The organism is Sphaerisporangium sp. NPDC005289 (genome assembly GCF_040607455.1).
GTDB lineage: Bacteria > Actinomycetota > Actinomycetes > Streptosporangiales > Streptosporangiaceae > Sphaerisporangium > Sphaerisporangium rhizosphaerae.
Genome location: NZ_JBEXGS010000001.1, coordinates 276,355 through 303,060 on the forward strand (window position 1 = coordinate 276,355; position 26,706 = coordinate 303,060).

21 protein-coding genes are annotated in these 26,706 nt (G+C 71.5%); 9 read left to right on the forward strand and 12 right to left on the reverse strand.

What is annotated here, in order from left to right:
- Nucleotides 1-277 precede the first annotated feature (277 nt).
- From ABZT47_RS01010 to ABZT47_RS01035, 6 genes are all read right to left on the reverse strand, one after another.
- On the reverse strand, nucleotides 278-2,893 hold the full coding sequence (locus ABZT47_RS01010; RefSeq protein ID WP_354834610.1) for a glycoside hydrolase family 2 TIM barrel-domain containing protein: 2,616 nt from the start codon (nucleotides 2,891-2,893) through the stop codon (nucleotides 278-280).
- 1 nt (nucleotide 2,894) lies between these two features.
- On the reverse strand, nucleotides 2,895-3,782 hold the full coding sequence (locus ABZT47_RS01015) for an ATP-binding cassette domain-containing protein (RefSeq protein WP_354834613.1): 888 nt from the start codon (nucleotides 3,780-3,782) through the stop codon (nucleotides 2,895-2,897).
- Nucleotides 3,782-4,729 (reverse strand): ABC transporter ATP-binding protein, encoded by a 948-nt coding sequence (locus ABZT47_RS01020; RefSeq protein WP_354834616.1) that lies wholly within the window; start codon nucleotides 4,727-4,729, stop codon nucleotides 3,782-3,784. Before ABZT47_RS01020 ends, ABZT47_RS01015 begins: the two co-directional genes overlap by 1 nt.
- A complete protein-coding gene (locus ABZT47_RS01025) occupies nucleotides 4,726-5,619 on the reverse strand; it encodes an ABC transporter permease (RefSeq protein WP_354834619.1) in 894 nt (297 codons plus the stop codon). The genes ABZT47_RS01020 and ABZT47_RS01025 overlap by 4 nt, the downstream gene beginning before the upstream one ends.
- Before the next feature lie 102 nt (nucleotides 5,620-5,721).
- Entirely contained in the window at nucleotides 5,722-6,717 is a 996-nt protein-coding gene (locus tag ABZT47_RS01030; RefSeq protein WP_354834622.1) for an ABC transporter permease, read from the reverse strand.
- 70 nt (nucleotides 6,718-6,787) lie between these two features.
- The gene (locus ABZT47_RS01035) at nucleotides 6,788-8,557 is read right to left on the reverse strand and encodes an ABC transporter substrate-binding protein (RefSeq protein ID WP_354834625.1); all 1,770 of its coding nucleotides are present in this window, start codon (nucleotides 8,555-8,557) and stop codon (nucleotides 6,788-6,790) included.
- A 479-nt stretch (nucleotides 8,558-9,036) separates the two neighbouring features.
- Between ABZT47_RS01035 and ABZT47_RS01040 the strand changes: the two genes are divergently transcribed.
- The 6 genes from ABZT47_RS01040 (at nucleotide 9,037) to ABZT47_RS01065 (ending at nucleotide 15,234) form a co-directional block, all read left to right on the forward strand.
- Nucleotides 9,037-9,918, forward strand: coding sequence for a helix-turn-helix transcriptional regulator (locus tag ABZT47_RS01040; RefSeq protein WP_354834628.1), 882 nt, complete (start codon nucleotides 9,037-9,039; stop codon nucleotides 9,916-9,918).
- Nucleotides 9,915-10,328, forward strand: a complete 414-nt coding sequence (locus tag ABZT47_RS01045) for a VOC family protein (RefSeq protein WP_354834631.1) — start codon at nucleotides 9,915-9,917, stop codon at nucleotides 10,326-10,328. The genes ABZT47_RS01040 and ABZT47_RS01045 overlap by 4 nt, the downstream gene beginning before the upstream one ends.
- Nucleotides 10,329-10,379: 51 nt before the next feature.
- Nucleotides 10,380-11,324 (forward strand): acyl-ACP desaturase, encoded by a 945-nt coding sequence (locus ABZT47_RS01050; protein WP_354834634.1) that lies wholly within the window; start codon nucleotides 10,380-10,382, stop codon nucleotides 11,322-11,324.
- A 196-nt stretch (nucleotides 11,325-11,520) separates the two neighbouring features.
- Nucleotides 11,521-11,856: a hypothetical protein gene (locus ABZT47_RS01055; protein WP_354834637.1), complete on the forward strand. Its 336-nt coding sequence runs from the start codon at nucleotides 11,521-11,523 to the stop codon at nucleotides 11,854-11,856.
- A gap of 184 nt (nucleotides 11,857-12,040) precedes the next feature.
- Nucleotides 12,041-12,895, forward strand: a complete 855-nt coding sequence (locus ABZT47_RS01060; RefSeq protein WP_354834640.1) for a hypothetical protein — start codon at nucleotides 12,041-12,043, stop codon at nucleotides 12,893-12,895.
- A gap of 203 nt (nucleotides 12,896-13,098) precedes the next feature.
- Nucleotides 13,099-15,234 (forward strand): tetratricopeptide repeat protein, encoded by a 2,136-nt coding sequence (locus ABZT47_RS01065; protein ID WP_354834643.1) that lies wholly within the window; start codon nucleotides 13,099-13,101, stop codon nucleotides 15,232-15,234.
- A gap of 183 nt (nucleotides 15,235-15,417) precedes the next feature.
- Here ABZT47_RS01065 and ABZT47_RS01070 read toward each other — a convergent pair whose 3' ends face one another.
- The 3 genes from ABZT47_RS01070 to ABZT47_RS01080 form a co-directional block, all read right to left on the reverse strand.
- The gene (locus ABZT47_RS01070; protein ID WP_354834646.1) at nucleotides 15,418-16,569 is read right to left on the reverse strand and encodes a PfkB family carbohydrate kinase; all 1,152 of its coding nucleotides are present in this window, start codon (nucleotides 16,567-16,569) and stop codon (nucleotides 15,418-15,420) included.
- Nucleotides 16,566-17,222: a hypothetical protein gene (locus tag ABZT47_RS01075; protein ID WP_354834649.1), complete on the reverse strand. Its 657-nt coding sequence runs from the start codon at nucleotides 17,220-17,222 to the stop codon at nucleotides 16,566-16,568. Before ABZT47_RS01075 ends, ABZT47_RS01070 begins: the two co-directional genes overlap by 4 nt.
- Nucleotides 17,223-17,422: 200 nt before the next feature.
- A complete protein-coding gene (locus ABZT47_RS01080; RefSeq protein WP_354834652.1) occupies nucleotides 17,423-18,961 on the reverse strand; it encodes a hypothetical protein in 1,539 nt (512 codons plus the stop codon).
- Between the two features lie 231 nt (nucleotides 18,962-19,192).
- Here ABZT47_RS01080 and ABZT47_RS01085 point away from each other — a divergent pair, with 231 nt between their 5' ends.
- Nucleotides 19,193-22,339 carry a tetratricopeptide repeat protein gene (locus ABZT47_RS01085; protein ID WP_354834655.1) on the forward strand — a complete coding sequence of 1,049 codons (3,147 nt, stop codon included), beginning with the start codon at nucleotides 19,193-19,195 and terminating at the stop codon, nucleotides 22,337-22,339.
- Nucleotides 22,340-22,828: 489 nt separating this feature from the next.
- Here the strand turns inward: ABZT47_RS01085 and ABZT47_RS01090 are convergent, their stop codons facing one another.
- Entirely contained in the window at nucleotides 22,829-23,710 is an 882-nt protein-coding gene (locus tag ABZT47_RS01090; protein WP_354834658.1) for a sigma-70 family RNA polymerase sigma factor, read from the reverse strand.
- Nucleotides 23,711-23,936: 226 nt separating this feature from the next.
- Here ABZT47_RS01090 and ABZT47_RS01095 point away from each other — a divergent pair, with 226 nt between their 5' ends.
- Both ABZT47_RS01095 and ABZT47_RS01100 read left to right on the forward strand, forming a co-directional pair.
- Nucleotides 23,937-24,293 carry a DoxX family protein gene (locus ABZT47_RS01095; RefSeq protein WP_354834661.1) on the forward strand — a complete coding sequence of 119 codons (357 nt, stop codon included), beginning with the start codon at nucleotides 23,937-23,939 and terminating at the stop codon, nucleotides 24,291-24,293.
- Nucleotides 24,294-24,595: 302 nt separating this feature from the next.
- Entirely contained in the window at nucleotides 24,596-25,309 is a 714-nt protein-coding gene (locus ABZT47_RS01100; RefSeq protein WP_354834664.1) for an SDR family oxidoreductase, read from the forward strand.
- Between the two features lie 167 nt (nucleotides 25,310-25,476).
- On the opposite strand, the gene ABZT47_RS01105 is transcribed toward ABZT47_RS01100, so the two are convergent.
- The gene (locus ABZT47_RS01105; RefSeq protein ID WP_354834667.1) at nucleotides 25,477-26,097 is read right to left on the reverse strand and encodes a TetR/AcrR family transcriptional regulator; all 621 of its coding nucleotides are present in this window, start codon (nucleotides 26,095-26,097) and stop codon (nucleotides 25,477-25,479) included.
- Nucleotides 26,098-26,191: 94 nt separating this feature from the next.
- Complete coding sequence (locus ABZT47_RS01110; RefSeq protein WP_354834669.1) at nucleotides 26,192-26,653, reverse strand: nuclear transport factor 2 family protein; 462 nt, start codon at nucleotides 26,651-26,653, stop codon at nucleotides 26,192-26,194.
- Nucleotides 26,654-26,706 lie beyond the last annotated feature (53 nt).

Consider the following 26,706-nt stretch of genomic DNA (forward strand, 5'->3'; position numbering starts at 1 on the left):
CTTCGAGAACGGGCCGGTGAAGCCCCCGAACGCCGGCGTCCTGGTCGCGGGCTCGGGAGCACCATGGAGAGCCGGGCCCGGCGAGACGGACCTGGCCCATCTCGCTGCCCTCTACGCCGGCGGAGGGCCGGCCGCGCTGGTGATCCAGTGGCTTGCCATGCCGCGAACGCTAGGTGCTAGACCGCGGTCTAGGTCAACGGAGTATTCACGTGCGGCGGCCTCCCGGTGTGATGGCAGGCGTGGGAGGCCGCGATGTGTCGCACGGGACTCCGGCGTCTCACCCTGCGGCGGGCTCGTTCAGGCAGCGCAGGACGGGCGGGGTGGTCAGGGCGGCGGGGTCGAGGGCGCGGGTGGTGGTGACGTGGAAGGTCGCCGTTTCGCCGGGGAGGAGGGTGAGGAGCATGTCGTCGACCTCGGCGGCCGGGTCGAGGCGGTCGGGGAACAGGGCCAGCTCGCGGACGATCGTCCGTGCGGTCACGGTGACCCGGTAGCCGCCGGGGGCCGGTTCGGCGCGGGCGTCGAAGTCGGCCGCGGGGAAGGCGACGGCCGCGTCCTCGGCGAAGAACGCGAGCGTCCGCCGGTCGTCCAGGCGGGCGGCGAGCACCTCGGCGGCCGGGTCGCCGGGCGTGGCCAGGGGGCGGGGCAGCTCGACTCTGGCCACCGAGCGGGGCTCGGCGGCCACCTGGAAGGTCTCCTTGGCCAGCGGCTCACCCCCGAGCGCGTACCGGATCACCGACAGGTCGCCGCGCCAGGGCTCGTCTGAGTCGTTGACCGCCACGACGGCGCCGTCCCTGATCTCCAGGATGCGGTCGGCGTAGACGCGGCGCAGGGCGTACCAGAGGGGCTTGCGCCGGGCGTCGCCGTCGATGGCCGACCAGGAGGTGACCGGCCAGCAGTCGTTGAGCTGCCACATGATGGTGCCGGAACAGTACGGCGCCAGGGTGCGGAACCAGCCGATGCCGAAGGCGACGGCGCGAGCCTGGTTGACCTGGGTCAGATAGTGCCAGTCGTCGAACCTCTCCGGCCGGGTCAGGTAGTGCCACTCCTCGACACCCTCCGGCCGGGGCACGTACCGGCCGTTGTCGACACTGTCCGGCCGGGGCCCGTGCGTTCCGCCGTCGGCATCCTCGGGGTTGGTCAGGTGGTGTCCGTCGGCGAAGGCCCGCGGGCGGGGCAGGTGGTCGGCGAGGCCGCGCAGGAGTTTGGCGTTGCCGTCTATGGCCTTCTGGTGGTGCAGGACCAGCGGGGCGTCGGCCGACAGTTCGCCGCTGACCGCGCGGCGCAGCGTCGCGTAGGCCGGCGGGCCCTGGAAGCCGAACTCGGCGGCGAACCGGGGCCGGTACTCGGCGTACCGGGTGTAGTCCTCGCGGTTCCAGACGTCCCAGATGTGGATCGTGCCATGTGCGGGGTCGTTGGGCGGCAGGTCCGGGGCGCCGGAGTACGGGCTGCCGGGCCAGTACGGGCGGGTCGGGTCCAGCTCGGCGACGATCGAGGGCAGCAGGTCGTGGTAGAAGCCGGCGCCCCAGCTGCGGCCGCCGAGCCGGTCGCGCCACCCCCAGTCGGCGTGGCCCTCCAGGTTCTCGTTGTTGCCGCACCACAGCACGAGGCTCGGGTGCGGGGCGAGCCGGGAGACGTTCTCGCGCGCCTCGGCCGCCACCTCGGAGCGGAACGGCTCCTCCTCCGGGTAGGCGGCGCAGGCGAACGGGAAGTCCTGCCACACCAGCAGGCCGAGGGAGTCGGCGAGGTCGTAGAAGTCCTCGCTCTCGTACAGGCCGCCGCCCCAGACGCGCAGCAGGTTGACGTTCATCTCGACGGCCTGGCCGAGGCGGGCGGCCAGGCGGTCGCGGGTGACGCGGGCGGGGAAGCAGTCGTCGGGGATCCAGTTGACGCCTCGGACGAACACCGGCCGGCCGTTCACCGAGATGGCGAACGCGTCGCGGTCCAACTCGACCGAGCGGAAGCCGATGCGCCGGTGCCACCGCTCTTCGCCCATGCTGACGGTGAGGTCGTACATGGTCTGGCCGCCGTGGCCGCGCGGCCACCACAGCTCGGGGTCGGGCACCTCCAGCCGCAGCACCGCCTCCCGGGCGCCCGGGGCCAGAAGCGACCGAGCCTGGATTCCGGCCACCTCGGCGGTGATCTCGTGCGGCTCCTCGGTGGTGCGCTCGGCCCGTACGCGGACCTCGACGTGGCCGGTGCGGCCGTCGGTGGTGACCAGCGGACGCACCTCGGCCAGCCGGGCGCCCGACCAGCTCGACAGGCCGATCGGCCGCCAGATGCCGGCGGTGACCACCGTCGGCCCCCAGTCCCAGCCGAAGTTGCAGGCCATCTTGCGGATGAACTGATAGGGCTCGTCGTAGGCGCCGGGCCGGTCGCCGAGGGCCGCCCTCTGCGCCTCGGCGTAGGCGTAGGCGGAGGCGAAGCGCACGCTGAGGGTGTTGTCCCCCTCGCGCAGCAGGTGGCGCACCGGGAAGCGGTAGGACCGGTGCTGGTTGGCGGTGCGGCCCACCTCGACGCCGTTGAGCACGACCGTGGCCACGGTGTCCAGGCCGGCGCAGACCAGGTCGGTGCGCTCGTGCTCGTCCGGGGCCCAGGCGAAGGAGGTCTCGTACACCCACTCGGTGCGGCCGATCCACGACAGCCGGATCTCGTTGTCGTCGAGGTAGGGGTCCTCGATCAGCCCTGCCGCGAGCAGGTCGGTGTGCACGCACCCGGGAACCGCGGCCGGCACCCCGGAGATCGGGACACCCGTGCCCGGCAACCCCGAGGTGGGGCCACCGGCGCCCAGCTCGTCCGAGTTCGGGACACCGTCGCCTGGCACGCCCGAGATCGGGACGTCCGCGTCGGCGGCGGTGAGGGTCCAGCCGTCGTGCAGTGCACGATAGGCGCTCAAACTAGCTCTCCTTAGGGCAGTCGCCCAGCCTGGCGCAGGCGACGAGGTGGTCCTCCTCGGCGGCGTACAACCGCCCGGAGGCGCCGTGCTTGTGGTAGAGGCAGGCCTCGACCGGCTCGGCATCCTCCCACGGGGCGTGCAGCCGCGGCACCGCCGACAGCAGCTGACGGGTGTAGGGGTGCAGCGGGCGGGTGAAGACGGCCTCGGTCGGGCCGGTCTCCACCACCTCGCCGTGCCGCAGCACGACGGTCCGCTCGGCCAGGTAGTGGCCGAGGGACAGGTCGTGGGTGATGTAGAGCACGCCGAGGCCGCGCTCCTTGAGGTCGGCGAGCACGTTGAGCACGTCGATGCGGGTGGAGGCGTCCAGCATGCTGGTGATCTCGTCGGCCACCAGCAGCCGGATGTCCAGCAGCAGGGCGCGGGCGATGAGCAGGCGCTGCAACTGACCGCCGCTGAGCTGGTGGGGGAACCTGCCGAGCACCTGGCCGGGGTCGAGCCGCACGTCCCGCAGCGCGGCGTCCAGGCGGTCGGTCCAGTCGGCGTCGGGCACGCCGGGGAAATACGCCTCGCGGATCATGGCGAAGACCCGGTCGGCCTTGAAGACGGGGTTGAACGTGCTGAACGGATCCTGGAACACGCCCTGCACGTGGCGGTAGTACGCCTTGCCGGGCTTGACCGGGGCGCCGTCGAAGGTGATCGTCCCGCTGGTGACCGGGGTCAGGCCGAGGATCATGCGGCCCAGCGTGCTCTTGCCGCTGCCGCTCTGCCCGATCAGCGACACCACCTCGCCCTGGCGGACCTCGAAGCTGACCCGGTCGACGGCGGTCAGCGTCGTGCCGCCGAACGCACCGACCTTGAACACCTTGGTCACGTTGTCGAGTTCCAGCATCAGGCGTCCGCCTTCCAGCACGCGACAACGTGGCCGGGCTCGACCTCGCGCGCCGGCGGCTCCTGGACGCACCGGTCGAAGGCGAGCGGGCACCGGTCGCGGAACCGGCATCCGGCCGGCGGGTCGAGCAGGGAGGGCGGGCCGCCCGGGATGCCGGTCAGCCGCCGCTCGGTGTGCCGGACGCCCACCTCGGGCAGCGAGTCGATCAGCAGCTTGGTGTAGGGGTGCCGGGGCGACTCGACGATCGTCTTGGCCGGCGCCTTCTCCGCGAGCTTCCCGGCGTACATCACCATGATCGTGTCGGCGATCTGGTAGGTGAGCGAGATGTCGTGGGTGATGAACACCATGCTCTTCACCACCCCGCCGTCGCGGAAGCCGGCCAGCGCGGTGGCCACCGCCTTCTGCGTCGAGACGTCGAGGGCGGAGGTGATCTCGTCGGCGATCAGCAGCGAGGGGTCCAGCAGCGTCGAGATGACCATCACCATCCGCTGCTTCATGCCGCCGGACAGCTCGATCGGGTAGCGGCGCAGCACTTCGCGCGACAGGCCCACCAGCTCCAGGCGGCCCTCCAGCTTGGCCTGGTCGAGCGGCACGCCGCGCGACCTGAGCAGCTCGCCGACCATCTTCCCGATCTTGCGGGTGGGGTTCATCGCGCTCATCGAGTACTGCGGGACGAGCGAGACCTTGTGGAAGCGGAACGGGTTCATCCGCCGGTCGTCGCCGATGGGCAGCTTCTCGCCGTCCAGCTCGACCTCTCCGCTGATGTGGCGCATCCGGCCGTCCAGCCGGATGAGGCTCTTGCCGAGGGTCGTCTTGCCGCACCCCGACTCCCCCGCGACGCCCAGGATCTCGCCGTCCCCCACCTCGAAGGAGACCCCGTCGAGCGCCCGCACGTCGCCCTTCAGCGTCGTGTAGTGCACCCTCAGGTCGCTGACGCGCAGGCTCATGTCCGCCTCAGTTTCGGGTTGAAGACCTCGTCGAGGCCCACGTTGGCAACGTACAACGCGCCGACGATGGCGGTGATGGCGGCGCCGGGCGGGACGAACCACCACCACAGGCCGAGTTGCATGGCGCTCCACTGGCCGGCGTTCTGCAACATCAGGCCCAGCGAGACGCCCTCGGTCGGCCCGAGGCCGATGAAGTCGAGCGAGGAGGCGATCAGGATGGAGTTGCCGAACAGCAGGATGAAGGTCAGCAGCAGGTAGGAGCTCATGTTCGGCCCGATCTCCCTGGTGATGATCTTCCAGGTGTTCGCGCCGCTCAGCCGGGCGAGGTCGACGAAGTCCCGGCCGCGCAGCGAGAAGGTCTGCGCGCGGATGGCGCGGGCCGCCCATGGCCAGGAGGTCAGGCCGATGAACAGCGCCTGGGCGCCGACGCTGCGGATGCCCAGGTAGGCGTTGACGATCAGCAGCACGGCCAGCGCGGGCAGCACCAGGATGATGTTGGTGATCATGTTGAGCACCTCGTCGACCATCCCGCCGCGGTAGCCGGCCACGAAGCCGACCACCATGCCGACGATCGCCGCCACCCCGCCGCCGAGGACGCCGACCAGGAAGGTCGTGCGCAGGCCGTGGACGAACTGGGCGAAGACGTCCTGGCCGAAGGTCGTGGTGCCGAACCAGTACTGCGCGGACGGCGGGTCCATCGGCCGGCCGACGTACTCGTTGGGCGCGCCGCTCACCAGCAGCGGGCCGACGATGCCGGCCAGCAGGAACACCAGCACGACGGAGACGCCGACGATCAGTTTGGGGTTGCGCAGGGCGAAGTACAGCGCCTCGCGGCGGGCGCTGCCCGGGGCGGGCGTCCTGCGGGTGGAGATCTCCTGCAGAGCGGTCATGCCGACGCACCCGCCGTTCCCGTAGGTGTCCGCGTCTCGCGTGGAGCGGTCATGCCGACGCACCCGCCGTTCCCGTAGGTGTCCGCGTCTCGCGTGGTCCGGTCATGCCGACGCACCCGCCATTCCCGTGCGCGTCCGTGGGTCGACCAGCACGTAGACGATGTCGATGACGAAGTTGGCGACCAGCACGCCGAGCACGATGAACAGGAAGATGCCCTGCAGCAGGAAGAAGTCCTGGTTCTGGATCGCCTTGAGGATGAGGCTGCCGAGGCCCGGATAGGAGAACACGATCTCGGTGACCAGCGCGCCGGCCACCAGCACGCCGAGCTGGAGCGCCAGCCCGGTGATCTGCGGGAGGACGGCGTTGCGGAACGCGTACCTGCGGATCAGCCGCTGTGGCGCGCCGAGCGCGGACAGGTAGGTGGAGTAGTCCGACTCCAGCTCATAAATGATCATGTTGCGCATCCCGATGGCCCAGCCTCCGAGTGCGACCAGGAAGAGCGAGAAGAACGGCAGCACCCAGTGGTGCAGCAGGTCGAGCAGGAAGTCCGGCGACCAGTTCGGCCGGATGGAGAAGCTGTAGCCCCCGGCGACCGGGAAGAGGCCGGCGACGACGCCGAGCCCCCAGGCCAGCAGCACGGCCAGCCACATGTACGGGGTGGCGGTCAGCACGTAGCCGATCGGCAGCACGGTGTTGTCCAGCAGCTTGCGCCGGGCCGCGTACGCGCCGACGCGGTTGCCGACGAAGTAGCTGAGCAGCACCGAGGGGATCATCAGGCCCAGGGTGTAGGGCACGGCTCCCATGATGACGGTGCCGACCGGCGTGGGGAACACCCAGATGCTGGTGCCGAAGTCGCCGCGGAACAGGGCGCCCCAGAAGTTCAAATACTGCCGCCACAGCGGCTGGTCGAACCCGAACAGGCTGGAGTAGTACGAGCGCATGGCCTCCACGGCCTGCGGCTGGGACACGTTGGCCCGGGCCAGCATGCTCGCGACCGGGTCGCCGGGCATGAAACGCGGGATCATCCAGTTGACCGTGACGGCGACGACGAACGTCAGCCCGTAGATCAGTAGTTTCCGGCCGAAGTAACGACGCACGAGATGCCTCCCGGGCAGGCCCCTCCCCCTCGCGCGCGGGCGGGAGGGGAAGGGGCGGCGGCTTGCGAGTTCAGGAGCCCGCGGGCTGGAGCTGGGTCAGCGTCTCGAAGCCGCCGAGCTCCCACCAGTTGCGCCAGGTGACGGCCGGGGTCTTCGGCGCACCCTGGGCCGAAGAGGGCCAGTTCTTCCACACGGCCGTGCTGGTCTGCGACCACAGGCCGTTGTACCAGAGCGGGATGGCCGGAAGTTCGTCCAGGTGGATCTTCTCGATCGCCGACAGGATCGACTTCATGCCCTCGACGTCGTCGGTCTTGACCTGGTCGAGCTTCTGCACCAGATCCCAGGCCTTCTTGTTCTCGTAGCGGCCGAAGTTGACGGTGTTCTGCACCTTGTTCACCGGCAGCTGGAACACGTACTGGTAGTAGGTGAACGGACTGTTGGACAGTTGCCGCTCGTTGTTGATGACCAGGTCGAAATCGCCCTTGCCGCGCTTTTCCACCAGGGCGTTGAAGTCGGGGAAGTCCGGGGTGATGTTGATGCCGGCGTCCTTGGCGCTGCCGGCGATCGACCGGGACGCCTCCATCCAGTCCGTCCAGCCGGACGGCACGATGAGGCTCAGGCTGATCTTGGAGCCGTCCTTGTTCTCCACGAACCCGTCGCCGTCGCCGTCCTTGTAGCCGGCGTCGGCGAGCAGCTTCTTGGCCTTGGCCTTGTCGAAGGAGAAGCCCGCGCCGCCGGTCAGGGTCTTGTCGATGTACTGGTCCCACTGCGGCAGCAGCCCGGTCGGGTCGGAGGCCTTGACCAGGTTGCCGTAGACGCCTTCCACGATCTTCTTGGTGTCGATCGAGGCGGCCAGCGCCCTGCGGAACGCCGGATCGTCCATCGGCTTCTTCTTGGTGTTGGGCACCAGCCAGGCGGTGTTGGCCGACAGCATGTACGGCGGCTCGTTGTAGTAGGTGGTGATGCCGAACTTGCCGCCCTGCACGAGGTTGGCGATGCCGGGCAGGAAGTTGTTGCTGAGGTCCAGGCCCTTCTGCAGCAGCAGGCCCATCGCGACCTCGTTGCTGCCGTTGACGATGTCGACGATGTACTTGGGCTTGGGCTCCATCTTCAGCGCCGTCTTGCCCCACCAGTCGTCACGGCGCTGGAGCACGACGCGGTCCTGGTCCTTGCTGAGGAACCTGTAGGCGCCGGTGCCGACGGCGTCGTCGTTCACACCGTTCAGCACGTCCTCCTCCGAGAGCTTGCTCCAGACGTGCTGGGGGAGGATGGCGCGGCCGTAGAGGTTGAAGTCCCACTCCTGGTAGTTGGCGGTGGAGAAGGTGAACTTCACCGTCTGGTCGTCGACCGCCTCGGCGTTCTTCAGCCACTCCCACAACTGGTGGTACGGGCTGGTCTCCATCTTGCCGAGTTCGTAGGTGAACGCGACGTCCTTGGCGGTGAACGGGGTGCCATCGGACCACTTGATCCCTGGCCGGAGTTTCAGCGTGTAGGTCGTGTCGTCGGTCCAGGATCCGCTTTCGGCCAGCCAGGGGGTGAGCTTGAGGGTCGTGGTGTCGAAGTGGAACAGGGTCTCGTAGACCAGGCCCTTGGTGCCGGCGGCGTGGTCCCACTCGCGGATCGGGTTGTAGTTGGCCGGCGGCCCCCACTGCACGCCGCTGGTGTACAGGGTTTCATTGCGCGGAAGCGAGTTGGGGTCGGCGGCGGCGCCGGTCGCCGGGGCGCCGCCCGCCTGGGAGCTCTGGGAGGCGGAAGGGGAGCCTCCGCCGGTGCACCCGGCGGCGGCCAGCACACCCGCCGTCGCCAGGATCGGGAGCAGGGTCCGTAACCGGTTTCGCATCACATCTCTCCTTCCTCCGCACGTCCGGCGGAGGTCCGCGGTTCGCCAAGCCCCGATGGAATCGGCCCGTGAGGCGAACCCCACTGGCTGTGGGAGCGCTCCCAGACCGGGCCGGCGGAGATGCGCTCGATGTTTCCGTGACCGGCCAGGATTCCTGCCTCACCCGCACACGCGCCCCTGACCAGGCGCTGTACGGCCGGCCGAGCCGCCATACTGAACCGGATAAGTAGGCCCGAACGTAAATTCCGGATGTCCGTTCTGTCAATACTCGTGACGCGTTCGAAACCGTGCGCGCCATCGGAACGGCGGAGATCGCGGCCGGCGGGGATTCGAGGTGCGCACCGCCGTATCCGGGGCGTGGTGGTCGACGGTGTTCCGCACCTTGTTCACCGGCGTTCACCGGCAGCGGAGAGGGCGTCGCGGGTGCGCACGGCGCCCGTCCTGCGTACGGTGGTCGGGGGCGGCGGGAGGAGGCGGTCATGGAGATGGTGGAGGGCAGGCCCGCTCCCGCGTTGCGCCCCCTGATCGGCCACTACCACGGCTACCGGGAGCTCGACGGGACGCCGGGCCACCATCGGGGGCTGCCGTCCCCGTATCTGACGCTCATCGTGACCCTGGACGAGCCGCTGGTCGTCGAGGCCCATCCCGACCCCGCCCAGTCGCCGGGCCGGTACGAGACGCTGGTCGGCGGCCTGCACACCACGCCCGCCCTGATCGCCAACGGGGTGAGGCAGGCCGGCGTTCAGGTCGCGCTGAGCCCGCTCGGCGCGCGCGCCCTGTTCGGCCTGCCCGCGGGCGCGCTGCGCAACCTGGACGTGGACGCCGCCATGGTCCTCGGCCACGCGGCCCGCGAGTTGCACGAGCGCCTGAACGCCGCGCCGAGCTGGGAGCGGCGTTTCGCGATCCTGGACGAGCTGCTGCTGCGCCGGGCCGACCTCGGGCGCGACGTCCCGGCCGAGGTCGCACGGGCCTTCCGGCTGCTGATGTCCACCGGCGGGGCGATGACGGTCGCCGAGCTGGCGCGCGAGGTCGGCTGGAGCGCCCGCCACCTGTCCGCCCGATTCGCCACGGAGACCGGGCTCGGTCCCAAGGCCGCCGCCCGGGTCATCCGCTTCGACCGGGCGCGCCGCGAACTCCAGCGGATCGGTGCGGCGCAGGGCTCGGCACATGGCCGGGCCAGGGCGGGGGCGGGTCTCGCCGGACTGGCGGAGGTGGCGGTCGAGTACGGGTACTACGACCAGGCGCATCTGGCCCGGGAGTTCCGGGAGCTGGCGGGATGTCCGCCGAGCAGGTGGCTGGCGGAGGAGTTCCGATTCGTCCAAGCCTCCGGCACGGCTCCCGCGCCAGACTCGACGGCATGACCCAGACACCACCTCCCCAGGTATGGCCCACGCTGCGCGCCCGTGACGCCCGGCGACTCATCGCCTTCCTCGTCGAGGCGTTCGGCTTCGAGGAGACCGTCGTGTACGGCGACGGCGAACGCGTCGACCACGCCCAGCTCGACTGGCCGCTCGGCGGCGGCATCATGCTGGGCTCCGACCGCGAGCGCGGCGAGGACAACCCCTGGTGGCTGCCGCCGGGCACCTTCGGCGCGTACGTCGTGACCGACGAGCTCGACGCGTTGTACGCCCGGGCCACGGCGGCCGGGGCCGAGACGCTCTACGCGCCCCGCGACACCGACTACGGCTCCCGCGACTTCGCCGTTCGCGACCCCGAGGGCAACCTGTGGTCTTTCGGCACCTACCGCGGCGAACCGCGCAAAGGCTCGTAACTTACGCTAGCGTAAGTTACGGTCCGGTAAGCCAAACGGGGGGAACGTCCTGTGCGCGAGTTCACTGACACCGAGTTGCTGTTCGAGCTGGAGCCGGTGGTCGCCGGCGAGCTGGACCGGCACCTCAAGGTGGCCAAGGAGTGGTTCCCCCACGAGTACATCCCCTGGTCCAGGGGCCGCGACTACGACGGCGTCTTCGGGGGCGAGGCCTGGGCCGACACCCACTCGGCCATCCCGGAGGAGGCCCGGGTCTCCCTGGTCGTCAACCTGCTGACCGAGGACAACCTGCCGAGCTACCACCACGAGATCGCCACCACGTTCGGCCGGGACGCGGCCTGGGGCACGTGGGTGCACCGGTGGACCGCCGAGGAGGGCCGGCACGGCGTCGCCATCCGCGACTACCTGACGGTCACCCGGGCCGTCGACCCGGTCGCCCTCGAACGCGCCCGCATGGTGCACATGGGCGAGGGGTTCGCCAACTCCTACGAGGGCGTGCTGCACTCGCTGGCCTACGTCTCCTTCCAGGAGCTGGCGACCCGCGTGTCCCACCGCAACACCGGCAAGGTGTCGCTGGACCCGGACTGCGATCGCCTGCTCTCCCGCATCGCCGCGGACGAGAACCTGCACATGCTCTTCTACCGCAACCTGCTCGGCGCGGCGTTCGAGCTGGCCCCGAGCCAGACGATGCGCGCGGTCACCGACGTGGTGACCACCTTCCAGATGCCCGGCGCCGGCATCGAGGGCTTCACCCGCAAGGCCATGACCATCGCCAACGCGGGCATCTACGACCTGCGCCTGCATCTGGACGACGTCCTGCTGCCCGTGCTGCGCCAGTGGTCGGTCTTCGACCTCACCGGCCTGTCCCCGGAGGGCGAGAAGGCCCGTGAGGAGCTGTCGGAGTTCCTCGGCCGCCTGGAGGTCTCCGCCACCCGCTTCACCGACCGCCGCGCCTCCCGCCGCGCCCGCCTCGCCGCCACCGCGACGAGCCCCGAGTAGCCGTATGAGGGCGTCGGCCGGTCGAATCACCGACGATCCCGGTCCTGGCCTTTGCCCGCGCGACGTGATCGTCCGCGGTTCCGTGACTAGCGTGATCAGGAGTGGACGTCGTTCCGGCGACCCTTGCGCAGCCGGTTCGGCGCTCCGTGAGTCCAGGCACCACGCCCGGCTCGATCACCTGACACGGAGGTCTCCGATGCTCAAGACCGCTCTCGCCGCCGCCTCGCTGGCGGCGTTCGGCCTCGCCGTTCCGGCCGCCGCCCTCGCCCGGTCCGCCGGCGCGGACGCCATGACCGCGGCGGCCGGCTCCCCGGCCCACCCGTGCCCCCAGGCTCCCTACGGCCGGTACGCCAACGGGTGCTACTACGGCCAGCCGCAGGGTGTCCACCACTGGCACCACGGCCACCACCACTGGCACCACGGGCATCCCTACGGTCACCACCACTGGCACCACGGGCATCCCTACGGTCACCACCACTGGCACCCCGGACACCCGTATCCCTCCGGCCCTGGCTACACCCCGCGGGGGTAGGCCCCGACGAGCCGGTGGCCGCGCCGTGCACGCGCGCGCCGGTCGACGCCCGCCTCCACGGCCGCGACCGCGGCGGACCGGCCATGGAGGCGAGGCCGCTCCCCGCTATTGTCGGCGGCCGACGCTATTGTCGGCGACCGACGGTTTTCCGATGGACGCCTAGCGGCACTGGAGCGACTGATCCGTGAGCGAGTACCAGTACTACGAGTTCGTGGCGATCGACCGCCCGCTGACCGACGACGAGCGAGCGGAGGTGCATTCCATCTCCCCCGATGCCCGGGTCACCTCGACGACCTTCGCCGACGACGACACCTCCGGAGAGTTCGGCGGAGACCCGGCGCTGATGATGGAGCGGTACTACGACGCCCACGTGTACGTCGCCGACTGGGGCGCCGCCCAGGTGATGCTGCGCATCCCCGGCAAGCTGCTCGGCATCGACGCCGTGGAGCCCTACCTCCTCGACGAGCGGGTCGAGGCGTGGGTCGCGGGTGAGCACCTCATCCTCGACTTCCGGAGCGAGGACGAGGACGCCGACCCGATCGAGGCCCCCGACCGCCTGCTCCCGGCCATGGCCGGCCTCCGCGCCGAACTGGCCTCCGGCGACCTGCGGCCGCTGTACCTGGCCTGGCTGGCCGCCATCGGCGCCTGGGAGCGCGACGAGGACGCCTTCGACGAGGACATGGAGGACGAGCAGGAACCCCCCGTCCCCCCGGGCATGGCCTCGCTCACCCCGGCCCAGCGGGCCCTGGCCGACTTCCTGCGCCTGGACGCCGACCTGCTCGCGACCGCCGCGACGGCGAGCCCCGAGCCGCCGTCCGGCCGGGACGACCCGCTGACCGCGTGGCTCGAAGGGCTGCCGGAGCAGGACAAGAACGCCCTTCTCCTGCGCGCCGTGCGCGGCGACGCCGACCGTGTGCGCATGGAGGTGCTCCACCGCTTCCGCGAGGGGACGCCGCTCCGTGCCGATGCCCGGCAGGACGTGCCCCGCCGCACCGTCGCCCAGCTCCTGGACGCCACCGCGGCGCGGCGCTCCGGGTAGGGCCGACGCGGCGGCCGCGGGACGTCCGTCGCCGCTGTCCCCCGAGACCGATCGTGCGATCGGCCTTGACGGGGTGTTCGGGCGCGAGCAAGCATGGAAGTCCGGTTTCGTGCCGACAGGGAGACGGTCATCCGCTGGCTTCGGAGTTCTCACCGGTCATCACGGTGCTCCATTTTTTCAGCCGATTTACCGAAATCCCCGTTATGCCGGGTCTTCTGGATGCCGGCGGCGTCATGAACGGCGGACCCGGCGACGACGAGGTGCGTGACGGTCACGTCAACGACGTCAGCGGGTCGCTCACGGGTCCGCTCGTCCAGGCCCGCGAGATCCACGGCGGCATCCGGGTCCACCACGGGTTCGAGCCGCTTCCCCCGCCGTTCCAGCTCCCCCCGGCCGGCATTCTGGTCGACCGGGAGGAGGCGCTGGCCGCTCTCGACTCGGTCCGCATGGACGACCAGGCCGCCGGGTCGCCCAGGGTCGCCGTGCTCAGTGGCCCGGCGGGCATCGGGAAGACCGCCGTGGCGCTGCACTGGGCGCACCGCGAGCGTCAGGCGTTCCCCGACGGCCAGCTGTACGCCGACCTGCGCGGGCACGCGGCGGGCGAGCCTGTCGAGCCGGCGGAGGTCCTCGGCCGGTTCATCCGGGCGTTCGGCATCTCCCCCGAACGCATCCCGGCCGACGCCGCCGAACGTGCGGCGCTCTACCAGTCCCTCGTCAGCGAACGCCGCATCGTCGTCGTCCTGGACGACGTGCTCTCCGCCGCCCAGGTCGGTCCACTGTTGCCCGCCTCGGCGGCGGGCATGGCCGTCGTCACCAGCCGGTGGCGGCTGGCCGGGCTGCTGATGCGCGGCGGCCGTGGCATCCGGCTCGAGCGCCTCAGCGCCGAGGGGGCGCTGGACCTGCTGCGGCGGACCCTCGGCGAGGACCGCGCCGAACGGGAGCCGGACGCGGTCCGCGAGCTGGCCGAGCTGTGCTCGGGTTTCCCGCTCGCGCTGTGCGTGGCGGGGGCGCGGCTCGCGGCCCGGCCGGGCTGGGATCTGGCCGAGATGGCGGACGCGCTGCGCCACGAGAGGCGGCGCCTGAACGCGCTGTCGGTGGAGGAGGACATCACGATCCGGGCCACCTTGACGCTGTCCTACCGCGGCCTCAGCCCGCCGGAGGCCGCCCGCGTCTACCGGCTGCTGGGGCTGTTCCCCGGCCCGACGTTCGACAGCCGGGCCGCCGCCGCCACGGTAGGGCTCCCGCGTGCGCGCACCCGCCACCTGCTCGGGGTGCTGGTGGACGCGAACCTGCTGGACGACGTCCCCGGCGGGCACTACCGGTTCCACGACCTGACCTTGCTCCACGCGCGGGAGACGGCCGAGGAGGTCGACGTCCCGGCCGTGCGCGAGGAGACCGTTCGGCGGGCGCTGGACTGGTTCCTGCACGCCACCTTCGCCGCGAGCGGCGCCGTCCTGCCGTACCGGCGCCTGTCCGCGCCGGAGCCGGCCTACCCGCCGGCCGAGCCCCTGGCCTTCAACGGCCGCGACGAGGCCCTGGACTGGCTGGAGAACGAGTTCGCCAACGTGCGGGCCGCCGCGCGCGCGGCCTTCGAGCTGGGAGCGTTCCAGACGGCATGGCGGATGGTCGACGCGATCTGGCCGCTGTTCCTCTACCGGGGCCACCGCGCCGAGCGGCTCGCGGTGGACCGGCTCGGGCTGGAGGCGGCCCGGGCCTGTTCCGACGTCCGGGCCGAGGCGAAGATGCTCAACCGCACGGGGTTGGCGCTGCGCGACCTCGGCCGGCCGGAGGAGGCGGCCGAGGACTTCCGCGAGGCGCTGCGCATCTGGCGGCGGCTCGGCGACGCGCAGCGCGTCGCGGGCGGCCTGCGGCGGCTCGGGCTGGTGGAGCGGGACCTGGGTCACCTCGACCGGGCCCTCACCTTGTTCGGCGAGGCCCTGGAACGCCACCGCTCGCTGGACGAGTCCCGCAAGGCGGCTCTCACGCTGTGCGACATCGGCCAGACGCTGATCGCCGAGGGGCGGGCGGCGGAGGCGGTCGCGCCGCTGACCGAGGCCCTGCACCTGCTGACGGCCCAGGCCGACCCGCACAACGAGGCGCGTGCGCTCATCCTGCTGGGGCGCGCCGAGGCCGCGGACGGAGGCGCCGCGGCCCGTCTGCTGACCCGAGGTCTGCGCCTCATGCGCGACATCGGCTCGGCCACCGGTGAGCTCCAGGCGCTGCGGGCGCTGGGCGACCTCGCGCTCGCGGAGGGACGGACCGACGACGCGCGCCGCTACCGGGAAGAGGCCCGGCAGGTCGCCGAACGCACCGGCACAGCGACCACCCCGCCCGCGTGACCGGCCCGCACCTCACCCCACAGCGGCCGGACCGCGCGCCTTCCGGCCGATGCATCGCACGCCGCGGCGGGCCGGCGGGTCGCGGGGCCTCGTCAGGCGGCCGGCATACCCTGGCAAGCGGGTTCCTGTGGCGCACACGATGAACACGCGTTCCCGCGAGCGGGCCGGCCGGGTGCGGCGGCCTCATGGCCGGCCGGTTCCAGGGTCCGCCTTCGGCGAGGCTCCATCGTCCCAGCGCCCGGTCGTGGCGCTGGGAGTGTGCGCCCGTTCCAGTTCCGCCAGTTCGGCGCCGGTCAGGCAGGCCGCGACCGGCAGCCGATGGCCGATCTTCCAACCCGCGTACGCCACGGCCGTCCGCAGGGCGCGTGACGGGTCGCGCGTGCGCAGCCAGACGCGCAGGAACGCCGCGAACAGCGCGTCGCCCGCCCCCGAGGTGTTGACGACCTCCCCCGGGACGACCGCCTCGACCCGGAACAGCCGCCCGTCGCGGGTGCCCAGCACCGCCCCCCGCGCCCCCAGGCCCACGCACGCCAGCCGGCACCTCGGGTAGCGCCCGAACAGCCGCCGCAGCCAGGTCTCGGGCGGGCAGGGAAGCCGCTCGTGGCTGCAGAAGACGATGTCGGCGGCCTGCAGCCAGGGCCGGTTGTACCCGTCGTCCAAATCGGTGATGAGGTGGGCGTCCACCGCGATGGGCACGCCGAGCCGGGCCGCCCCGCCGACCAGTGGGCGGACGAACTTGGCGTTGGTCAGAACGAGCAGGTCGGCATCGCGCGCCGCCGCCCGCAGCGCCGCGAAGGGATAACACACGTCGTTCACCGGCGTGAGGTGTGGCAGGCCCATACGACTGCCGTCCGGTGCGACCAGAGCGACTCCCATGGACGACTCCTCGCCGGCCACCACACCCGGGCCGAGGAGCCCGCGCCGGTCCAGTTCGGCGCGTATCCCGACGCCGGCGGCGTCGCGGCCGACGACCGTGCAGAGACGAACGTCCTCCCCCAGCGCGTGCAGGATCTGGGCGATGTGGCCCGCCGCGCCGGAGACTCCGGCGGCCGTCCACCGGGGCGTGCACGTGGAGGCGTAGACCAGCGGGAACTCCGGCACCCCGACCGACAGGTAGAAGCTCACCGCCCCCGCGACCACGATGCGCCGCGGCGCATCCCCGCCGCGCGGCCCGGCCGTGATCCTCCCTGTCGGCCGCTCGCCGCGCGGGGCCGCCGCGACGGTTCCCGCGGCCCGCTCGCCGCGCACGCCGGCCGTGATGCTCCGCGACGCGGTGGCGCCCGCCGATTCGGGGCGCGCGTGCGGGGCCGCCTTGTGCCTCTCCCGGGCCGTCACCTCGCCCTCCGCGCGTACGCGGAGGCGGCGGCGGTCAGCGTGATCTGGGCCCGGCCGGCGACCTCCAGCGAACCCGGCTCCCCGGCCGGCGACCCGGCGTACCGGCCGTGCACCACCGACGCCGTGGTCAGGCAGTCCAGCGGCAGGCCGGCGACCAGCCATCCGTACAGGAAGGACCCGTAGACGGCGGGGCCGGGAGCGGGGCCGTCCGCCGCCTGACCGGCCGCCTCAGTGATATGGACCAGCCGTCCGTCCCGCAGCCCGGCCAGGCAGCCGCGAAGTCGCCGACCGGTCGCGACCTCGCATCCCGGGTACCGGTCCAGGATGCGCGTCACCCTGTGCGCCGCGAAAGGATGGACCCGCCGCGCCGCCCCCACCACCACGTCGGCGGCGCTGTTCCAGCCTTCTCCCGCTCCGTCGTCCAGGTGGACGACGACATGGACGCCTTCGGTGACCAGCGTGCCCGGTGGCATGGCGCGGAAGGTCCATGACCCGGTGAACAGCATCAGATGAGGGTCACGGAGCGGACCCTCGCGTGGGAGCACCAGCACCGCCGGTGCCCGGCGCCCCGCCGCCGGGACCGGGCGCACACGACTCATCCGGAACGCCTCCTGCAGCCGGAACAGATGCACACTGACCAGCTTCTCCAGCACGATCGCCTCCCTGGACTGACGAATGACCGCTCCACCGCTCGCGTCCGGTGGAGGTGAGGTGCCCGCCGGCTGGTGACCACCGCACCGGCGCGGCTCTCCGTTCCGGGGCAGGTGCCCGGGTGATCGGCGCCGGGCCTGCGGGCGGCGATGCCGGCACCGATCACGGCGCCCGTGCCGGGTGCACGTTCGTGGACGGCGCGCTAGGCACGGCGCCGGCCGCGCGTCCACCAGCGCGCCGTGGCGTCCGCGTCCACGAGCCGGGCGGCTCCGCCGCCGGGACGGTCCGCGCAGTGCGCGCACCCGGAGGGACGCTCGCCCGGCGGCCGGCCGTCCCACGGGTCGCGGACCTGCCAGGGCCATCTGCCGAGGAGGTACGGCACCGCCGCCGGCGGCGGCGCGGTGATGGCCGCGGGCTGGCGCAGTCCCAGCAGCCGGTACATCAGCCGGCGCATGTTGCGGTCGAAATGCCCGGGTTCGGAGGTGATGCGGGCGACCACGCCGTCGTACCGGCCGTCGCGCGTGTACTCCTCCGCCGTCGCCAACTGTTCGCGCAGCGGCCGGTCCAGGGACAGCCGGGGTGCGACGGTGGCCAGCCGGCCGGCCGCGGAGGTCGGGTCGACCGCGGCGTCGAAGAACTCCGCGAGCATCACCGGGACGCCCGCGACGGTTCCGTACACCGTCGCCGACCCGTGGTCGCCGATGATGACGTCCGCCGCGGCGACCACCCCCCGCCAGTCGGCGTCGGGCGGCACCAGCCCGAGTCCCTGCCGCAGGCCGTCGGCGAGCCAGGTGCGCACCTGCCGGCTCCCGTGCCCGGACCAGACGTTCGGGTGCAGGAGCCCTACAACGCGGAACCGGCAGGACGGCAGTTCGGCGACCAGCCGGGACAGCAGCTCGGACCTGCGCCCGAACAGGGACGCCGTGCCCCAGGTCGAGGTCACCACGACGAGCGTGTGGCCGGGGCCGACGGCCAGGGCCCGGCGGTAGGCGTCGCGATGAGGCAGACTGGCCTTCAGCCGGTCGAACGACGGATCGCCGACCACGTTCGCCGCGGGCACCGCCTGCGGGCAGGAACGCCCCAGCGTCCCGAGGTCGGCCTCGTGCGGCAGGACGATCGCGGCCGGGACGACGACACCGTCGTGCATCAGACGCTGCGGGTCCAGTCCGTACACGACGGACCCGCCATCGATGCCCGAGCCGTCCAACCCGTACGCACGGGGCCAGCCCTCGATGCCCGAGCCGTCCACCCCGTACACACGGGACCCGCCATCGGCGGCGGAGCCGTCCGTCCCATAGACGACGGACCCGCCGTCAGCCGCGGGTCCCGCCGTACCGCGGGAGACGGCGCCGCCGATGGCGCGCAGGCCCGGGCGTCTCACCAGTTTGGTGAAGCCCGCGCCGTGCGGCATCACGACCAGCGGGGCGTGGAGTTCGTGGATCGCCCCCAGGCTCGCGGCGAGCGCGAGGTCGAACCGCTGGCGCGTCGCCTGCTCCCAGGGGACGCGAAGCGCGCCCAAGCCATCGAGGAACTCGGCCGCCCCGTCGCCGAACACGTCGGGCGCCGTCGTGTACACCATCTGAACGCGCAGATCCGGCTCGATGAGCCGCACGGCCTCCAGCAGCCGCTGCGCCGAGGTCACCGTGTGCACGACCGCGAGGACCGCCTTGCAGTTCGGGCGGGTCACCCACCTGTCGGCGTCGAGCCCGATCGGAACCCGACGCCATTGCTGACCAGACATTCGGTTCGCGTCTCCCCCTCGCCGGCCACCGGAATCGGGCGAGACATCTCGCCCTCCGCCACAGACTGGACGAGGGACCCTGCGGAGAACCTTGCGGCGGCCCTGCGTTTTACAGGCGGAGCCACTTCAGGCAAGGAACACCTTTACCGATCGGGGCGCATCACTGGATCGATCGGCTCGGGGGTGATATTAATCCGGACGAAGGGGCGGCGTCCCGAGAAGGGACTCGAAATGGAATTCCGCATTCTCGGCCCGGTGGAGCTACGCGTCCGCGAGCGGCGCCACGACCTCGGCTGGACCCAGGCACGGCTGGTCATGGCCGCCCTACTGCTGACTCCAGGGCGTCCAGTCCCGATCCGCTCGCTCATCGCGAGGGTATGGGACGGCGACCCGCCCGCGAAGGCGGCAGCGCATTTACAGAGCAGTGTCTCGCGGCTGAAGAAGCGGCTGCGGGAAATCGGCGCCGCCACCGACGGTATGACCGGAGGCGTCCGTCTGCACCGTGTTTCCGGATCATACATATTAGAAACGGACGTCGAAAACATCGATTACCACCGGTTCCTGGGACTGCGGTCGAGGGCCCGGGCGTCCGCGGCATCGGGGGATATCGAGAACGCCCTGCGGCTGTACCGCGAAGCGCAGGAGTTGTGGCGCGGGGAGCCGCTGGAGGGCCTGCCCGGGACCTGGGCGGACAACACCCGCAGGCGCCTTGAGGACGAGATGGTCGGCGGCACCGTCGAGCGGATCACGCTGGAACTCGAACGCGGGGACCATTCCCGGCTCATCCCGGAGCTGTCGGACCTGGTGGCCCGTTTCCCACTGGACGAGACGCTGGCCGGCCTCCTCATGCGCGCGTTGTACGCCGGCGGGCGACAGGCGGACGCGCTGCGCGCCTACCGGCAGGCGCGCGAACGGCTCCACGACCAGCTCGCCGCCGAACCGGCGGCCGACCTGCGCGACCTGCAGCAGCGCATCCTCCGCCACGATCCCGCGCTCACCGTTCGGCGCCGTGCCGGGCGCGCCCCGGAACCCGCCCCGCCCAACGACCTGCCGCGCGAACTGGGCACCTTCACTGGACGAGCGGCCGAACTGGCGTCCCTGACCTCCGAGCGAGTGCTCGGCGCGACGGCGGTCCCCGTGCTGGCCATCGACGGCATGCCGGGCGTCGGCAAGACCACGTTCGCGGTCCACCTGGCGCACCGGCTGGCCGCCAGATACCCCGACGGGAGCGTCTACCTCGACCTGCACGGCCACAGCGCCCGCCACCGGCCACTGGACCCGGCCGCCGCCCTCGACCGCCTGCTGCGGCACCTCGGCGTGCCGGGCGACCTCCCGGAGGACCTGGACGCGCGGGCCGCGAGATGGCGCAAGGAACTGGCCGGACGCCGGGTCCTCATCGTCTTGGACGACGCCACGGGGCACCAGCAGGTCCGTCCCCTGCTGCCGGGGGAGCCGGGGTGCCTGGTCATCGTCACCAGCCGGCGCAGGCTCGCGGGTCTGGAGGGCGTCGAGCCGCTGTCCTTGGACGTCCTGCCGCCCGACGACGCCGCCGAACTCTTCCACCGCGCCGCCGGGCCGCACCGCCCCCTCGAACCCGAGGGCGTCGCCGCCGTGACCCGGCTGTGCGGCCACCTGCCCCTGGCGATCCAGCTGGTCGGCAGCAGGCTGCGTCACCATCCCTCCTGGACGGTCGCCGACCTGGCCGACCGGCTCAGCAGGGAAGGCCGGCGGCTGGCCGAGATCCGGGCGGAGAACCGGGAGATCACCGCGGCGTTCCGGCTCTCCTACGAGGGGCTGAGCGAGTTCCAGCGGCGCGGCTTCACCCGTCTCGGCTTCCATCCGGGAACCGAGATCACCGCCCATTGCGCGGCGGTGCTGCTCGAATGCCCGCTCGCCGACGCCGAGCGGTTTCTGGAGGACCTGCTCGAACACCACCTGCTGACCGAACCGCGACTCGGCCGTCACCGCCTGCACGACCTGATCCGCGACTACGCGGTCTCACTGGCCGAGCAGGAGCCACAGGACGTCCGCACCAAGGCGGTGCGGCGCGTGCTGGACTACCACCTGTTCCTGACCGACTGCGCGGACCGCCTGCTGTACCCGCACCGCACCCGCACCCCCGTCGACCTGGAGACACCGCCGCGCGCCTTCCCCGGCATCGCGACCGCCGACCAGGCCAGGCGGTGGCTGACCACCGAGTTGGACGACCTCCTCCGCCTGACCCGCTACGCCGCCGACCATGCCCACCCTCGCCACGCCGCGATGCTCGCCCACGTGCTCGGCGGCTACCTGTACTCCTGGGGACACTGGGATGAGGCCGTCGCCGTCCATCGCGGCGCCGTCGAAGCCTGGCGAGAGCTGAACGACCAGCGTGGCGTCGCACGTGCCATGACCGATCTCAGCGCGGCGCTCGGCAGAACGGGACGTCTCGAGGAGTCTCTCCGCATCGCCACCCAGGCGTCACGCATCCAGATCGGCCGTGGTGACCGGCAGGACGCCGCGGAAGCGCTCGACCAGATCGGCCTGGCGCACTGGCACCGCGCCGAATTCGACGTGGCACTGGGCCACTTCGAGCGTGCCCTGGCCCTGAAACGGGCCGGCGGCGACCGCTACAGCCAGGCGGTCACCCTCAATCACATCGCGGGCGTCGCGGAGGCCAAGGGCGACTACCGCGCGGCGGCCGACCGGTTGCGCGAGGTCCTCACCCTGCACGAGGAGGACGGTGACCTCCGCGGACGCCAAGTGGTGCTGAACAATATCGGCGAGGTGAAGGCGCGCCTCGGTGACCATCAGGCCGCGCTGCGCCACTACGAGCAGGCCGCCTCCCTGGCGATCGAGACCGCGCCCAAGGACAGGGCGACTCTGGCGCACAACATGGCCGGCGCCTTACGGCACCTCGGCCGGCACTTCGAGGCGCTGGACCGCTATCAGGACGCCTTGCGCGTGTACCGCGAACTGGGCGACAGGCGTTCTGTGGCACAGACCCTGAACAGCATCGGCTCCTGCCATACGAGTCTCGGCCAGGTGGAGCAGGCGCTCACCCACCATCGCACGGCGCTGCGGATCTCGACCGAGCTTCTGGAACGTCAACAGCAGGCACGAGCGCTCCGCGGCCTCGGCGACGCATCCCAGAAGGCAGGGAGCCTTCACAATGCGCTCGACTTCTATGGCAGAGCGCTGGACCTGGCGCGGGCCATCGGTGACGCCCGGGAAGAGGCCGAGATCCTCCACCAGATGGGCAGTACACATGAACGGCTCGGCGCCCTCATCCGCGCCGAGCCGCTGTGGCGGAGAGCCGCGGAATTGTACGATCGTCTAGGCCTCGGCGAAGCCCGCTCCCTTCGGACGCGCATCGACCAGGGCCGACAAGCCCCCTGACTCCCGACATTTCACGCCTAATACAGCAAACCACACATTCTGCTCATAGCACTTGGACCTGCTGCTAGCCTCCGCTTACTCCTCAACTACGGGCCTTACAGACTCATCCCCGTGGATCCTGAGATCACCTTTCATATCGGGCCGGGAAGCACTAGGTTTGAGGCGGGCCGGACAAGATCATCCGGCCGCGCCTTGAATAGCACGATGTGTAAGGTTGAAAATGAAAATAGTTCGGGTGCTCCAGTGGGCCATGCTTTCGTCGGCCTTCATCTGGATGACGCATGTGGCGCCGGCGATTCCGGGCACATTTGCCGCATGACGCGTCAGCGGGTGGCATGGAACCACAAGGCACGTCGTCCTTTCCGTCCATGCCACCCGTCACAGATCCGAGCGACCGTACGAGCATCTCTCCTCGCACACGACCGCACGGCGTCGACCTCCACCGGCAGGACGCCGAGCATCGTGCGACTCGCCGCCATCACACTCCGTTCACAGAGGAACGGCGATGGAGGTGGCGTTCAGCCGGTCCGGGGTGCCGGTGATGTCGATGACGTGGATGGTTCCGGCGTCGATGGTCAGCCGGATGACGGCTTCGAGCCGGCCGCGCGGGGCGACCACGATGCCAGGGGCGCCGTCGATCCACGCGAGCGCGGCGGCGCGGGCCCGGGAGGCGAAACGCCTGGTCTCCTCGGCCACGGCCCGGCTGCCGCTGATCTCGGCCGTCACGTCGGCGGGAACCAGGGCGGGGTCGACGCGCCGTACGACGCCGGGGGCCAGCAGGTCGAGCAGCGCGGGCAGGTCCCCGCCGCGTGACGCGGCGATGAACGCCTCCACCAGCGGGAAGTGCTCGGCGCCGAGGCGCCGCCCTCCGGCCTCCGGCCCGTGGACGAGTTCCCTGGCCCTGCTGGCCAGCTTCTTGGCCGCCACCGGCGAGCGATCCAGCACGCGGCCGATCTCCTTGAACGAGACCCCGAACAGGTCGTGCAGCACGAAGGCGACCCGTTGCGCCGGCGAGAGCCGGTCGAGTACCACCAGCAAGGCCAGGCCGACCGATTCGGCGAGCAGCACCTCTTCCTCGGCCGTCCGCGGCGAGGCCGGAGCGGCGGCGGCCTCGATCTCGTCGCCGGGCAGTACCACCTCACCGCGCCGCCGCCTGGCCCGCAGCAGATCCAGGCACTCCCTGGCCGTGATCGTGGTGAGCCACCCGGTCAGGTTACGGACCTGGCGCGAATCGGCCTGGCAGGCCTTCAGCCACGTCTTCTGGACGGCGTCCTCGGCGTCCTCCAGGGAACCGAGCAGCCGGTAGGCGACGCCCCGCAGGTGGGGCCGGTCGTCCTCGAATCGTCGGGCGAGCAGTTCGTGGGCGCTCACAGGTCACCTTTCCCGCGTGCTTGACGTCATGAGGGGTGACCAATCCCGAACTCAGGCAGATCCTACCGAGGAACGAGGAGACCGACGCCGTGACCTCGCCACCGACCCCTTTCCCCGTCGTCACCGCCTTCCGCCGGTCGACGACCCCGTGGACGGGCGCCGCGTCCGTACCGGTCCCGCTGCCCGTCCTCACCGGCCGCGCTTCCGGCTGACCGGGGACGGACGCATGCCTGCCATCCATCTGACGGTCACCGTCGTGACCATCATCGCCAACGCCGCGATCGCCGTCGCCGACTTCTCCCGTGCGCCGTTCGTGCTGGCCAACTCCGCCGAGGTCGGCGTACCGCCGGGGTCGCTGCCACTGCTGGGCGCGCTGAAGGCGGCCGGAGCCGCCGGTCTCCTGCTCGGCCTGCTCGGCGTCCCCGTCGTCGGGCCCGCCGCCGCGGCCGGTCTCGTCCTGTTCTTCGTGGGCGCCGTCGCCGCGCACCTCCGCGCCCGGGTCTTTCACAACATCGCCTTCCCCGCCGCCTACCTGCTGCTCGCCGTCGCCGCCCTCACCCTGGCCGTCACCACGACGACGTAGCCCTCCACCGGCCGAACCGCGGACCTCACCGTGCGGGACTCCACGCCCCCTGTCTCCTGTCGTGTTCCGCCGCGCCCCGGAGGCGCACCCGCCGGCCTGGGCGGACGGCGTCTCCGCGCCGTTCCGCGCGGCGCCCGGACCGGCCGTCGCGCGCCTTGACACGTGGCGACGTGCCGCCTACGGTCGTAGTAGACCGTTCGTCTATGTGCTCTGTCCTGCGATGATGGCATTGGCATCGATCGATCGCCCAAGATAGATGACCGGTCTACTAATTTGCCGAAACCAGTCAGAAGAGGGTCATCATGAGCAGCAACGGGCAGAAGGTCGCCGTCATCACCGGGGCGTCCCAGGGCATCGGGGCGGGCCTGGTCGCCGCCTACCGCAAGCTCGGTTACGCGGTCGTCGCCACCTCGCGCGGCATCGCCCCCTCCGGAGACCCGGACGTCCTCACCGTGCAGGGCGACATCGCCGACCCCAGCACCGGAGAGCGCGTCATCGCCGCGGGCGTCGCGCGGTTCGGCCGCATCGACACCCTGGTCAACAACGCCGGGTTCTTCGTCGCCAAGCCCTTCACCGAGTACACCGAGGAGGACTTCTCCTCGCTGGTCGCGGTGAACCTCGGCGGGTTCTTCCGCACCACCCAGCATGCCCTGCCGCACATGCTGCGCCAGGGTGGCGGGCACGTCGTCCAGATCACCACCAGCCTGGTCGACCAGCCGAACTCCAGCCTGGCGTCGGCCCTGGCCTCGCTGACCAAGGGCGGGCTGCAGTCCGCCACCAAGGCCCTGGCCATCGAGTACGCGACGCGCGGAGTCCGCGTCAACGCCGTCTCCCCCGGCATCATCAAGACGCCCATGCACGCCGAGGCGACCCACGGGTTCCTGTCCGGCCTGCACCCCGTGGGCCGGATGGGAGAGATCGACGACATCACCGACGCCGTCATCTACCTGGAGAACGCGCCGTTCGTCACCGGTGAGATCCTGCACGTCGACGGCGGCCAGAACGCCGGCCACTGAGCGCACCCGCTCCCCCCGGGAGCGACCACGGGCGCGCGGACCACACCCGGCCCACCGGAGCGGCCGGACGGGTGTGGCCGCGCGCCCGCGCGCTTCACGGGGATGCTCCGGCAAACCCCACCCGCCGGTCACGAGCGGGCCGTGCTGCGGCAGATGCCACTCGCCGGTCACGAGCGGGCCGGCGCCTCCTGCCGGGGACGGGCGCCCAGCAGCGCCAGGCAGTTCGCCCACAGCGCGTCCAGGCGGCCGGTGTTGTTGAAGAGCTTCGCGAACAGCACCTGCCCCTCCAACTGGGCCACCAGGGACCGGGCGGCGTCACGGGTGTCCGGGACGTCGACCTCGCCGCGCTCGCCGGCCTGCGCGACCACCGCCTCCACCATGTCGACCTGCGCGTCGAAGATGTCCTGCAGCCGGACGCGGATCGTCTCGGCCTGGTTGCTCAGCTCCAGGGTCAGGTTGCCGAACAGGCATCCGGACACGGTGCCGCAGGTCTGCTGGCCGGCACGCTGCGCGGCCTCGGTGATCTCGAACAGCCGGCGCAGCCGATCGAGCGGCTCCCCGTCCCCGTCGAGGACGGCGGACCAGTCACGACGCTGGCGGCTCCAGTGCTCGTCGATGACGGCCAGCGCGAGGGCTTCCTTGGACTCGAAGAAGTAGTAGAAACTGCCCTTGGGCACCCCGGCGGCCTTGCAGATCTCGGCCACGCCCAGGGCGGAGTAGCCGCGTGACTCGATGAGCGACTGGGCGGCGGCGAGGATCCTGTCCCGCGCATCACTGGTGCGTCCCATGTCCCCAGTGTACGGCCGGTCGGCTCTTCGTAGTAGACCAGTTGACTACTTCATTCCTCCCCGCAGAAGAGCCCGGATGTGACCGGCCGTCAGCTCAGCTCGCCGCCGGAGCGTCCATGGCGGCCACCATGTCCTTCAGGCGGCCTATGGCGTGGAAGGTGCCGAAGACGTCCATGTAGTCGCGCATCTCGACGATCTCGCCGCCGCGCACGCGGAACATGAGCAGCCCGGACGCCTCGAACGGTCGCCCGTCGGGTCCGACCGTCCCCGTGCCGCGCCACTCCGCCACGATCACCTCCGGGTCGGCGGCCTCGTGCACGACCACGTCGCCGACCTCCGCCAGCCGGACCGGGCTCGCGTCCCACGCCTTGTGGTAGCCGGCGCGCACCTCCTCGCGGCCGTGGAAGCGGGCGGGGAACCCCGGCGCCCGGAACGGGAACTCATGGACCGCGTCCACCGCGTACAGGCCGGCGAGATCGTCGGCCGATCCGGCCACCATGGCCTGCTGGTACAGGGCGAGCACGTCGCGAGGGGTGCGGTCGGACCGGGTCGTCATCGGGTGACTCCATTCGCTCTACAACCGTTGAGTCAACGACTGTAGAGCGAAAC